The organism is Streptomyces sp. NBC_00466 (genome assembly GCF_041433995.1).
GTDB lineage: Bacteria > Actinomycetota > Actinomycetes > Streptomycetales > Streptomycetaceae > Streptomyces.
In genome coordinates this window covers 6194030-6206281 of the sequence record NZ_CP107896.1, presented here as the reverse complement: position 1 = coordinate 6206281, position 12252 = coordinate 6194030, and the positions used below count along the sequence as shown (strand labels likewise).

Annotated in this window: 11 protein-coding genes; 4 read left to right on the top strand and 7 right to left on the bottom strand. The window is 70.5% G+C overall.

The window, feature by feature from the left end:
• The first annotated feature begins 207 nt into the window (after positions 1-207).
• Entirely contained in the window at positions 208-1572 is a 1365-nt protein-coding gene (locus OG210_RS27960; protein WP_328324591.1) for an MBL fold metallo-hydrolase, read from the top strand.
• Positions 1573-1717: 145 nt separating this feature from the next.
• Entirely contained in the window at positions 1718-2467 is a 750-nt protein-coding gene (locus OG210_RS27955; protein ID WP_328324593.1) for a sulfite exporter TauE/SafE family protein, read from the top strand.
• 339 nt (positions 2468-2806) lie between these two features.
• Here the strand turns inward: OG210_RS27955 and OG210_RS27950 are convergent, their stop codons facing one another.
• Positions 2807-4198 carry a peptidase C39 family protein gene (locus tag OG210_RS27950; protein ID WP_328324595.1) on the bottom strand — a complete coding sequence of 464 codons (1392 nt, stop codon included), beginning with the start codon at positions 4196-4198 and terminating at the stop codon, positions 2807-2809.
• A 172-nt stretch (positions 4199-4370) separates the two neighbouring features.
• Here OG210_RS27950 and OG210_RS27945 point away from each other — a divergent pair, with 172 nt between their 5' ends.
• A complete protein-coding gene (locus OG210_RS27945; RefSeq protein WP_328324597.1) occupies positions 4371-4952 on the top strand; it encodes a hypothetical protein in 582 nt (193 codons plus the stop codon).
• A 430-nt stretch (positions 4953-5382) separates the two neighbouring features.
• Positions 5383-7284 (top strand): AAA family ATPase, encoded by a 1902-nt coding sequence (locus tag OG210_RS27940; protein WP_328324599.1) that lies wholly within the window; start codon positions 5383-5385, stop codon positions 7282-7284.
• 26 nt (positions 7285-7310) lie between these two features.
• On the opposite strand, the gene OG210_RS27935 is transcribed toward OG210_RS27940, so the two are convergent.
• The 6 genes from OG210_RS27935 to ribH all read right to left on the bottom strand — a co-directional run bounded on the left by OG210_RS27935 (position 7311) and on the right by ribH (position 12224).
• On the bottom strand, positions 7311-8411 hold the full coding sequence (locus tag OG210_RS27935; protein WP_328324601.1) for a hemolysin family protein: 1101 nt from the start codon (positions 8409-8411) through the stop codon (positions 7311-7313).
• On the bottom strand, positions 8408-9751 hold the full coding sequence (locus tag OG210_RS27930) for a hemolysin family protein (protein ID WP_371539213.1): 1344 nt from the start codon (positions 9749-9751) through the stop codon (positions 8408-8410). The genes OG210_RS27935 and OG210_RS27930 overlap by 4 nt, the downstream gene beginning before the upstream one ends.
• A gap of 214 nt (positions 9752-9965) precedes the next feature.
• A complete protein-coding gene (locus OG210_RS27925) occupies positions 9966-10433 on the bottom strand; it encodes a PH domain-containing protein (protein WP_328324605.1) in 468 nt (155 codons plus the stop codon).
• Between the two features lie 23 nt (positions 10434-10456).
• Positions 10457-11305 carry an ATP phosphoribosyltransferase gene (gene hisG / locus OG210_RS27920; protein ID WP_328324607.1) on the bottom strand — a complete coding sequence of 283 codons (849 nt, stop codon included), beginning with the start codon at positions 11303-11305 and terminating at the stop codon, positions 10457-10459.
• Between the two features lie 126 nt (positions 11306-11431).
• Complete coding sequence (locus tag OG210_RS27915) at positions 11432-11704, bottom strand: phosphoribosyl-ATP diphosphatase (protein ID WP_164266345.1); 273 nt, start codon at positions 11702-11704, stop codon at positions 11432-11434.
• A 34-nt stretch (positions 11705-11738) separates the two neighbouring features.
• Entirely contained in the window at positions 11739-12224 is a 486-nt protein-coding gene (gene ribH / locus OG210_RS27910) for a 6,7-dimethyl-8-ribityllumazine synthase (RefSeq protein WP_328316403.1), read from the bottom strand.
• Positions 12225-12252: the final 28 nt, after the last annotated feature.

The following is a 12252-nucleotide window of genomic DNA, read 5'->3' as shown; positions in this document are numbered from 1 at the left end:
ATGAGGCCGGCCGGATACGCCGCCCGCCGCAGTCTTCGGAAAATTCGCTACCGCCATTCCAGACGGTGACCGTTTGCGCGATGGCCCAGGAAATGAGAACCGCGAATATCGTGAGCGGTTCGGAGTGGCGCAACGGTTCCGGAGCTTCGGCGGCGGCTTCCCGAAACAGAATTAACCGGGTACACCAGCCCGAAGAGGAGTCACGTCATGTTTTTTGTCGACACCCTGGAGTTCGAGGGGCTGGGCAACCGTAGCTATCTGGCAGGGGGTCGGAGAGCTGCGGTCGTGGTCGATCCGCCGCGGGACGTCGATCAGGTGATCGCCCTCGCTGCGCGGCGAGGGGTGCGCATCGCCTACGTGGCGGAGACGCACGTGCACAACGACTACATCACCGGGGGGCTGGAACTGGCCCGCCTCACCGGCGCCCGCTACCTCGTCCCGGTCGGGGCCCGCGTCTCCTTCCCTCGCACTCCTGTCGCGGACGGGGACGTGTCCGAGGTGGACGAGTACCTGGTGCTGCGCGCGATAGCCACCCCGGGCCACACCCCGCACCACACCTCGTACGTCCTGGAGGAGGAGGGAAGGCCGGTGGCTGCTTTCACGGGCGGCTCGCTGCTGATCGGCTCCGTGGGACGACCGGACCTGGTGGACCCGCGGCTGACCGAGCAACTGGCCCGTGCCCAGCACGCTTCCGTCCACCGGTTGGCGGCGACACTCGACGACGAGGTGCCGGTGCTGCCCACGCACGGTTTCGGCAGCTTCTGCTCCTCCTCCCAAGCCGAGGGCGATGCAAGCACGATCGGCCAGGAACGCGCCGGCAACGACGCATTCACCCTGGATGTCGACGACTTCGTGAAGCGGGTCCTGGCCGGGCTGGAGAACGTGCCCGCCTACTACACGCACATGGGCCCGGCCAACGCCGCCGGACCCGGGCCCGTCGACCTGACCCCGCCCGAGCCCGCCGACGCCGCACAGATCGCCGAACGGCTGGCGGCGGGTGAGTGGGTGGTGGACCTGCGCAGCCGGGTCGCCTTCGCCGACGGCCATGTGGCCGGATCGTTCAACTTCGAGGGCACAGGCAAGCTGGCCACCTATCTGGCCTGGCTGATCCCGTGGGGCAAGCCGGTCACCCTGCTCGGCGACACCCCGGCGCAGATTGCCGAGGCGCAGCGGGAGCTGACCCGGGTCGGTATCGACCGCCCTGCCGCCGCCGCCACCGGTGATCCGGCCGCCTGGGTCCGTCAGGGGGAACGGCTCGCCTTCTTCCTCCGCGCCGGCTTCGCCGACCTCGCCGCTGCGCACAAGCGCGGCGAGGACGCGGTGGTGCTGGATGTGCGCCGGGATTCCGAACGTGCGAACGGCTTCATCGAGGGCTCCGTGCACATTCCGCTCCACGAACTGCACGGCCGGGTCGGCGACGTGCCGGACGGCACGGTGTGGGTGCACTGCGCCGGCGGGATGCGCGCGGCGATCGCCGCTTCTCTCCTGGACGCGGCCGGACGACAGGTCGTCGCCATCGATGACAGCTTCGAGGCGGCCGCCGACGCGGGCCTGAGCCTCACCCAATCCTGAATCCCTTGCTCCATCTGCACAGAAGGCACGTGATGTTCCTCTACCGCCAGGCTCTTGGCTGCCTCGGCCCCGTACAGGCCCACCCCCGCGTCACCGGTACCGCGATGCCGTCGGCCGGCGACAGCAGACACAGTGGGCGAATAGCGTGACCGCCCTGATCCTGGCCCTGATTGCAGGAGCCGTTGTCGGCCTGATGCTCGGCGCCCTCGGCGGCGGCGGCAGCGTCCTGGCGGTGCCCGCCCTGATCTACCTGCTCGGCTTCACCCCCGCCTCAGCCACCACCGCCAGCCTGATCATCGTCACCGCCACGTCTCTGACCGCCCTGTACGCGCACGCCCGGGCCGGGCGGGTGCGGTGGAAGGCCGGAGCGGCATTCGCAGCCGCCGGGATTCTTCCGGCGGCTGTCGCTGGGGCCGCCTCCGCCCACCTGCCTCAAGCCGTCCTCACCCTCGCCTTCGCCGCCATAGCCGCCCTCTCCGCCGTCAAAATGCTCCGGCCCGCTGACACCGCCCGCCCCAGAGACGGCGGTGTACGGCCGGGCAAGGCAGCCGGGGCCGGTGCCGCACTCGGCACGCTGACCGGACTGCTCGGTGTGGGCGGCGGCTTTCTCGCCGTCCCCGCCCTGGTCACCGTCCTGGCCTTCGAGATGGATGCCGCAGTCGGCACCAGCCTGCTGATCATCACGGCCAACTCACTGGCCTCCCTGGCCACTCGCTCCGGCACCGCTGCCTCGGTCGACTGGGCGCTGATCGGCCCGTTCATCGGAACCGCGATCCTGGGCGCCTGGGACGGAAAGCGCATAGCCGCGAAGGTCTCCACGCCCCACTTGCAGCGCATATTCGCCGTGGTCCTGCTGGCCGTGGCCGCCTTCATGCTCGTCGACACCGTGACGTGACAGCAGCCCGGACCGGCGACAACTTGTCCAGGCGGGCCCGCATCCGCCGGGTGTCCCCGGCCGCCAACCGGCCCTCCTCTCCGGTTGACCTGGCCTGCCGAGGTATCGCCCGCGCTCCGTGCCGTCATGCAGGGCCGCGTGACCACACCTGTCACCCGACTCTGCATCAGACCCAATGGACCACCGTGACCTTGACGAGCGGCGTGTCCATCCACGAAGTATCTCGCTGGCTCGGACATCGCTCGATCAAGGTCACGGTGGACAAGTACGGCCAGCTCACCCAGGACGGCCGGGAACGCCGCCGTCAGGTGGTGGAGGCGGCCGTAGCGCCGCACATGCTCACAGCAGGCCGAGCGACTCCAGAACCCGGCGCTGACTCCGTGTCGGATCAGCGGGCCAGTAGAGGTAGCAGACACCGCCCGTACCGCTGGTGACCTTGCCCTTCGCGTCGTACCGCTTCGTGCGGAGCCAGATGTTCTCCCACTCGGCGCGCCGGTACACATGGCGGACCGCGTCGTCGTTCGGCGAGGCGGGGTCGTTGGCGATCACATCGCCGTCGGCCGTGAAGCCGATCACCGTCATCAGATGGCCCGACGTGCCGTAACCGGCGCCGGTCAGCTCCTCCTTGAGGAAGGACTGCGAGGTGATGACAGGGATACCCACGCTGATCAGGGTCTCCAGGTCACCGAGCGATCCCAGCCGGGTGACCACGGCGCTCATGCCCTCGTACGTCGCCGCGTAGGCGGCGTTGAAGGGCCAGTTGCCGCAGCCCTCGTACTGGTAGTCGTAGGTGTAGCGGGCCGCCTGGCAGACCTCGGGGTCGGCGTACGACGGATCGATCCAGGCCAGGTCGGCGGCGGTGGGCCCGCGCCCCCAGTACTTGATGATCATCGAGGACGAGGTGGGGCTGCACCAGGCCTCGCCGCCGTTGTCGTACTGGGGGTACTGGCCCGCGTGGATGTTCTGCGAGAAGCGCGGGACGGTCAGTTCGCGGGAGATCCGCGGGACCGACGGCGGGACGGTGAACCGGTCCGGGATGTCCGATGCCATCGCCCCGACCCGCCGGACGGTGGGTGTGAGCCGGGTGCCCGGGGTGCGGTACAGCGTCAGCCGCAGCTGGTAGGAGACCAGCCGCAGCCCGCTCGCGGCGTCGCCGATGGCGAAGGTGTCGGTCGAGATGGAGCTCTTGCCGTCGCCCTGGCCGTCGAGGGAGGTCCGCCGGATGTCCGCGTCGCCGGAGGCCCAGCGGCCCATCACGTACCAGGGGGTCTCGGTGCCGTCGGTGTAGCTGCCACGCAGTTCGGCCTGGATCCAGGTGCCTGCCGGGGTGTGCGCGTTCCAGGAGGCGACGGCCTCGGTGGCCGGGACCTGTGAGTGGTGGACCGGCGAGGTCCAGGTCGCGTACTCCCAGGCCGTGGTCTTCCCGGTGTGCGGATCGGTGTAGTCGGTGCGGCCCGCGGGGGCCGCGATGACCAGCCCGGAGCGGTGGCCGGGAACAGCCTTGGTGCCGTCGGCCGTACCGCAGCGCCAGTCGGTGTACGAGGCCCAGACGCTGTTGTCCACGAGCGGGGTCACGGGCCCTCCCCCGGCGGCCTGCGGGGTGGGCGGGGCGGCCGGCACGCCGTTCGGGGCGGCCGGGGCGGCGACGGCCGGGGCGGCGGCAGCTGCGGCCGCGGCGGCGGCGGCGACCGCTGCGGCGAGGACGGTTCTGCGCGGAGTGGTACTGGTCACGTTGGTGGACCCCCAGTCGGATACGGATGGGGCGACGACTGCACGACAGTGGGGCAACTATCCCGGCTCACGACGCGTTTCTGCCAGTGATTCGCCTCGCGTCCTGCGACCAATATTGGTCTCGACCACTGGCGTGACCTGCGGCCCCGCCGACTACTCCTAGGCTGACCCCATGGAAGACCTCGACCGCCTCGCCGCCGCGATCCGTGCACGGCCCGTCTCCTGCGGGCCGGTTCGGCTGATCGCGGTCGACGGCCACGCGGGCTCGGGGAAGAGCACGTTCTCGGCCAAGCTCGCCGAAGCGCTGGGGGGTGCGCCCGTACTCCATCTGGACGATCTCGCCACCCACCAGGAGCTGTTCGACTGGACCGGGCGGCTGCACGCGCAGGTGATCGGGCCGTTCACCCGCGGCGAGCCCGCAGAGTACGCGCCGTACGACTGGACGCTGCGCCGCTTCGGCCCGGAGCGGACCATCGGCGCGACTGACGTCGTCATTGTGGAAGGGGTGGGAGCGGGCCGCCGGGCCCTGCGCCCGTACCTCGCCCAGCTGTTCTGGATGGACCGGGGCGCGGCCGCGTCCTGGGCGCGGGGCCGCCACCGCGACGGACCGACCCTGACGGACTTCTGGGACGGCTGGACGGCGGCGGAGACCCGGCACTTCGCCGGGGACCCTTCCCGGCCATTCGCGGATCTGCTGGTACGTGAGTGTCACAAGGGTTACGAGTGGTTCCCGGCCCCCTCAGTGACCGCGTGAGCGATCCATTTGGTCACACATAGTCATGACCTCTCCCCAGGGCCTCCGCCCGGCGGAAAACCGCCCTTCCAGTGCTTCAACTCCGCTTGACCCAGGGCCCGTACAGGTCTTACGTTCTCAATGTGCGGCTTTTCGAAGCCGCCGCAGACGCGAAGCCCCCGGTTGTTCCCCCGTGATCGGGGGCTTCGTTCTGCCCATTCCCGCCCCAAACGGACTGCCTGCCTCGCTGATCGCTCACCCTCGGTCACCGTGAGCGAGCCCCACCCCCAGGGCAGCCAGTGCTCCGGCACCCTTCGGTACCGGGCCTCTGCGCAGGTACGATGCCCTTCGGGCGGCGCCGGTCAATTCCCGTCCGCTGCATGGCGGTTCACAGGCCGCAGGGCGCTGAGCCCGGCGGCACGGTACGGGGGCACGGTCTGTGGGGGACGTGATGGATTTCGGCACGCAGGGCTCGCACGCCCCGGCCGATCTCGCCTGGCTGAGAGGCGTGGACGCCTACACGATGGGGGCGTATCCACAGGCGGAGGAGGAGTTCCGGGCCGCGGTGCGGCTCGATCCGGGGATGGCCGACGGCTGGCTCGGACTGCATGCGCTACGGGTGGACACCACCACGGCGTTACTGCGGATGTTCCGGCACCGGGAGCGGTTCGGCGAGCAGCGCGGCAGGCTCTGCCGCACCCTCAACTCCTGGTACTGGCTGGGCTGGTGGGTGCAGCCGGTACTGGAGAGCCCGCGCGATCTGCTCCTCGCGCACGCCTCGCACTGGCTGGACGGACGCCATGTGCCGGAGCTGGACCGGGCGCTGGCGGGGCTGCCGCCGGTCGATACCGATCCGCAGGTGCGGTTCCTGCACGCGTGCCGCGCGTACCTCGCCAAGGACTGGGAGCGGCTGGTGCGGTACACCGCTTCGCTGGTCGACGATCCGGTCCTGGGGATCGAGGCGGGACTGTTCGGCGGGATGGCGCGGGTGCGCCTGGAGATGTACGGGCAGGCGGAACCGCTGCTCTCGGCGGCGCTGATGCGCTGCCGCAGCGAGCAGCCGCAGCGCAAGGAGCTGCGCTACTGGCTCGCCCGCGCTCACGAGGGCACCGGGCGCAGCGCCGCTGCCCTGCCGCTGTACCGGGCGGTGCACCGGGTGGATCCGGCGTTCATGGACACCGCTGCCCGGCTCGCCGCGATCTCCGAGGGCGACGGGTTCGACGACGCGGTGGACTACGCCGCGGTCTCGCTGGCCGGTTTCGGGCAGGACGCCGTGGACGGGCAGGCCGACAGCGCCTTCGCGGAGGGCGATCCGGCGGAGGGGCGGGACCCCAGGCCCGGGAGCCCGGGGAGTCCGGGCGGCGATCCGCTCGGCGGCTCCGCTCCGCCCTCCGGCACCGTACGGGACCGGGATCCTTCCCCGGCCGGGCAGTTCCCGCCGGATCTGCCGGCCGGGCCCACCGACCCCGAACTGCTCGCGCGTGCGCTGGACGAGCTGGAGGGCATGGTCGGCCTGGAACCGGTGAAACGTCAGGTCAAAGCGCTGTCCGCGCAGCTCAACATGGCCCGGCTGCGGGCCGGCCAGGGGCTGCCCGTGCAGCCGCCGAAGCGCCACTTCGTCTTCTCGGGCCCCTCGGGCACCGGCAAGACGACCGTGGCCCGCATCCTGGGCCGGGTGTTCTACGCACTCGGGCTGCTCGGCGGCGACCATCTCATCGAGGCCCAGCGCGCCGATCTGGTCGGCGAGTTCCTGGGACAGACCGCGGTGAAGGCGAACGAGCTGATCGACTCCGCGCTCGGCGGGGTGCTCTTCGTGGACGAGGCGTACAGCCTCTCCAACTCCGGTTACAGCAAGGGCGACGCCTACGGCGACGAGGCGCTCCAGGTCCTGCTGAAACGGGCCGAGGACAACCGCGACCACTTGGTGGTCATCCTGGCCGGCTACCCCGAGGGCATGGACCGTCTCCTCGCCACCAATCCGGGGCTCTCGTCGCGGTTCACCTCACGGGTCGACTTCCCGAGCTACCGGCCGCTGGAACTGACCGCCATCGGCGAGGTACTGGCGACCGAGAACGGCGACGTGTGGGACGCGGAGTCGCTGGACGAGCTGCGCTCGATCGCCGGCCATGTGGTGGACCAGGGGTGGATCGACGAGCTGGGCAACGGCCGGTTCCTGCGCACGCTGTACGAGAAAAGCTGCGCGTACCGGGACCTACGGCTGACCGGGTACGCGACGACACCGGGCCGGGACGATCTGTCGACGCTGCGGCTGCCGGACCTGATGCAGGCGTACGGGGAGGTGCTCTCGGGGCGGGGACCGGTCGGTCGCGGGCAGCAGGAGCCGCCGCTCTGAACGGTCCCCGCCCCGGGGGGGCGGACCTACCCGGCCAGCGCCTGTTCGCTGCGGTCGGTGCGCGGCTCGGACACCCGGGTCACCTGCGGTGCAGGGACTTCCCGGTGCGCCGGGTCCCGTACCTCACCGACCAGCTTCTCCAGCACGTCCTCCAGCGCCACCAGACCGAGCACCTTCCCCGATCCGTCGGCGACCTGGGCCAGATGGGTGGCCGCGCGCCGCATGACGGTCAGCGCGTCGTCCAGCGGCAGCTCCGCGCGGAGCGTCGCCATCGGGCGCCAGACCTGCTGGGGGACGGCCCGTTCCCGGTCCTCCAGGTCGAGCACGTCCTTGACGTGCAGATAGCCCATGAAGGCACCGCTGTCCGCGCAGACGGGGAAGCGCGAGTAGCCGGTGCGCACGGTCAGCTCCTCGATCGCCAGAGGGGTGACCGAGGGGGCCACCGTGATCAGGTCGGCGCGGGCGATCAGCACGTCCGCGATCGGCCTGCTGCCCAGCTCCAGCGCGTCCTCCAGACGCTCCTGGGCCTCCGAGTCCAGCAGGCCGGCCTGGCCCGAGTCCTCGACGAGCCGGTTGAGCTGCTCGCTGGTGAAGACCGCCTCGACCTCGTCCTTGGGCTCGACGCCGAAGAGCTTCAGCACCAGTCGGGCGCAGGCCCCGAGCGCCACGGTCACCGGGCGGCAGAGCCGGGCGAAGCCGACGAGTCCGGGACTGAGCCAGAGCGCGGTCTTCTCGGGTGCGGCCATGGCGAGGTTCTTCGGGACCATCTCGCCGATGACCAGATGCAGCGAGACCACGAGCGCGAGAGCGATCGCGTACCCCAGCGGATGGACCAGGCCGCCGGGCAGCCGGACCGCCTGGAAGACCGGTTCGAGGAGGTGGGCGACGGTCGGCTCGGCGACGGCGCCCAGTGTCAGGGAGCAGACGGTGATGCCGAACTGCGCGGCAGCCATCATCCGCGGCAGGTTCTCCAGGCCGTACAGCACCTTGCGGGCCCGTGCGGAGCCCTCGGCGGCCAGTGGCTCGACCTGGCTGCGGCGTACGGAGACGAGCGCGAACTCGGCTCCGACGAAGAAACCGTTGGCGAGTACCAGGGCGACGGCGAAGAGGAGCTGGAGGAAGCTCATCGCACGCCCTCCATGACCGGGACGGGCACATCGGCGGTACGGACCAGCCGCACCCGCTCGGCACGGTAGCGCTCGACCCTGCGGACCGAGAGCCGCCAGCCGGGGAGTTCCGCCCGGTCGCCCGGGGCGGGGATGCGTCCCAGCAGGTCGGCCACGAGGCCGGCGACGGTCTCGTACGGGCCCTCGGGGACCTCAAGACCTATCCGCTGCAGCGTGAGGACCCGGCAGCTGCCGTCGGCCTCCCAGGCGGGGTTGCCGTCCTCGGCGGGGGCCTGGGACAGCTCGGGGCGGTCGGCGTCGGCGCCGTCGTGCTCGTCCCTGACCTCCCCGACCAGCTCCTCGACGATGTCCTCCAGAGTGACGACTCCGGCGGTGCCGCCGTACTCGTCCACCACCACGGCGATCGGCTGCTCGGTGCGCAGCCGCTCCAGGAGCTGCTGCACCGGCAGCGTCTCGGGCACCAGCAGCGGTGCGACGGCGACCCGTCCCACCGAGGTCCGGTGCCTGGCCTGTACCGCGACGGCAAGCGCGTCCTTCAGATGGACCATGCCGACGATCTCGTCGATGCGCTCCCGGTAGACGGGGAAGCGGGAGAGGCCGGTGGCGCGGGTGAGGTTCAGTACGTCGGCCGCCGTCGCCGACGACTGGAGCGCGCTGACCTTCACCCGGGGGGTCATGACGTGCTGGGCGGTGAGTCCGGCCAGCGAGAGGGTCCGTACGAAGAGGTCCGCCGTGTCCTGTTCCAGCGTGCCGGCCTGCGCCGAGTGGCGGGCCAGCGAGACGAGTTCGCCGGGGGTGCGGGCCGAGGCCAGCTCGTCGGCGGGCTCGACGCCGAGCGCCCGGACCAGCCGGTTGGCGACGGTGTTCAGCAGACTGATCACCGGCCGGAAGGCGGTCGAGAAGAGGTGCTGGGGACCGGCGACGAACCGGGCCACCTGGAGCGGCCTGGACACCGCCCAGTTCTTCGGAACGAGTTCGCCGACCACCATCTGCACGGCGGCGGCGAGCATCATGCCGAGCACCACGCTGATCCCGGACACGGCCTCTTCGGGCAGTCCGGTGGCGGTGAGCGGTCCGGTGAGCAGCTCCGCGAGCGCGGGCTCGGCGAGCATTCCGACCACCAGCGAGGTGATGGTGATGCCGAGCTGGGTGCCGGAGAGCTGGAAGGAGAGTTCCCGCAGGGCCCGTACGACGGTGCGGGCCCGCCGGTCGCCGTCCGCGGCGGCGCGTTCGGCGTCCGGCCGCTCCACGGTGACGAGGCCGAATTCGGCCGCGACGAAGAATCCGTTGGCGAGGATCAGGAGGAAAGCCGCTCCGAGGAGCAGAAGGGGAATGGTCATGCCGCCGCCTCCAGGAGGGGGGCGGCGCACGTACTACCGGATGATCCGTCCATTGCTGGAAGGAATCACTCCTCATGTCGCAGGGGTGCCCCGCGGACCACGGGGGTCACAGATGCGGGGCGGGGCGCACCTGGCGCCCCGCTCCAGAATAATCAAACAGCGGCCCGATGCGTCAGGGGCTCAGCCGCCGCACCTGTCCGGCCGGCGGGCCGGGCTACTCCGCCGGCGCGATCAGGTCGGGGGCGGCGGGGCCGCGTGAGTCCGCCAGGGCGCGCAGGGCGCGGGCGTCGCGGATGGCCTGGGCCTTGCCGATACCGGGCTGGATACCGAGGGCGGGGAGGCTGGTGCCGTCGCTGAGGTCGAGGAAGACCCAGGCGTCGCCGGGGCGCAGGTTGACGTGCAGGATCTCCGGCCAGGCCAGTCGGCGCCTGGATGTGAGATTGACGACGGTGACGCCGTCCTCGTCCGCGACGACCTTGGGACGGCTGAGCAGTGCCAGCACCCCGAAGAAGACCGCGGCGGTGAAGATGAACGAGACGCGTTCACCGGGGTTCAGGGTCTCCAGCATCAGGGAGACGACCGTGAGGACGACGAACATGACCGTCCCCACGGACAGCAGCACCACCCGGGTACGGGTCGGCCTGAAGGTGACCGGGAGGGCGGGAAGTTCGGGGGCGGTCATGATCCGTGCGTCCTTAGTACTGGTCAGAGACGGCAGGCGTGGATGGCCGTGGTGAGGATGGCGCGGGCGCCGAGTGCGTAGAGGTCGTCCATGATCCGCTGGGCTTCCTTGGCCGCGACCATCGAGCGGACGGCTACCCATCCCTCGTGGTGCAGCGGGGAGATGGTCGGCGACTCCAGGCCGGGGGTGAGGGCCACGGCCTGCTCCAGGTGCTCGACCCGGCAGTCGTAGTCCATCATCACGTAGCTCCGTGCCACCAGGACGCCCTGGAGGCGGCGCAGGAACTGCTGCACCTTGGGCTCGTCGGCCTCGGCGCCGGTCCGGCGGATGACGACGGCCTCGGACTTCATGATCGGCTCGCCGATGACTTCGAGTCCGGCGTTCCGCAGTGAGGTGCCGGTCTCCACGACATCGGCGATGACCTGGGCGACGCCCAGCTCGATGGCCGTCTCGACGGCGCCGTCGAGGTGGACGACAGACGCGTCGACGCCCTGGTCGGCGAGGGCCTTGGCGACGATTCCCTCGTAGGAGGTAGCGATCGTCAGGCCGCCGAAGTCCTCCGGCCCCTTCGCGGTGCCGGGCTTGGTGGCATACCGGAAGGTCGAGCGGGCGAAGCCGAGCTGGAGGATCTCCTCCGCATCGGCCCCGGAGTCCAGCAGCAGGTCGCGGCCGGTGATGCCGATGTCGAGCTTGCCGGAGCTGACGTAGATCGCGATGTCGCGCGGGCGGAGGTAGAAGAACTCGACCTGGTTCACCGGGTCGACGAGGACGAGCTCCTTGGACTCCTTGCGCTGCTGGTAGCCGGCCTCATGGAGCATCGCCATCGCAGGCCCGGAGAGAGAACCCTTGTTGGGGACGGCGATGCGCAGCATGAGGTCGCTTCCTTCGTGCGGAGTGTGTGCGGAGTGCTGGTGATTGCAGAGTGCTGGTGACTGCGGGGTGCTGAGTGTCTTGACGTACGCGGAGAGTGCGGGACGTGCGGTGAGTGAGGCGGGTGCTCAGAGGTGGGCGTAGACGTCGTCGAGTGAGATCCCACGGGCGACCATCATCACCTGAACGTGGTACAGCAACTGCGAGATCTCCTCGGCGGCGGCTTCCTTGCCCTCGTGCTCGGCTGCCATCCACACCTCGGCTGCCTCCTCGACGACCTTCTTGCCGATGGCATGCACGCCCTTGCCCACCAGTTCGGCGGTACGGGAAGTGGAAGGGTCGCCGTTGGCGGCCTTGAGCTGGAGCTCGGAGAAGAGCTCTTCGAAGGTTTTGTTCGCCATGATGCTGCTAAGAGTACGGGGTCCCCGTCCGCACTCAGCGCCAGGGTTCACTGACCGTGCGCAGTGTTGTCGCGGTGGCGACAGCCGCGGTGACTGCTTCGTGCCCCTTGTCCTCGTTGGATCCTTCGAGACCGGCCCGGTCCAGCGCCTGCTCCTCGGTGTCGCAGGTCAGCACGCCGAAACCGATCGGGACGCCGGTCTCGACCGAGACCTGGGTGAGGCCGCCCGTGACGCCCTGGCAGACATAGTCGAAGTGCGGGGTGCCGCCCCTGATGACGACGCCGAGAGCGACGATCGCGTCGTAGCCGCGGCCCGCGAGGACCTTGGCGACCACCGGGAGTTCGAAGCTGCCCGGGACCCGCAGGAGGGTCGGTTCGTCGATGCCCAGCTCGCCCAGGGCGCGCAGTGCGCCGTCGACGAGGCCGTCCATGACCTTCTCGTGCCACTGGGCCGCGATGACGGCCACGCGCAGGTCGCCGCAGTTCTTCACGGTGAGTTCGGGTGCGCCCTTGCCGCTCATGTCTGTCTCTCTCTCGTGCTTCTCGGAC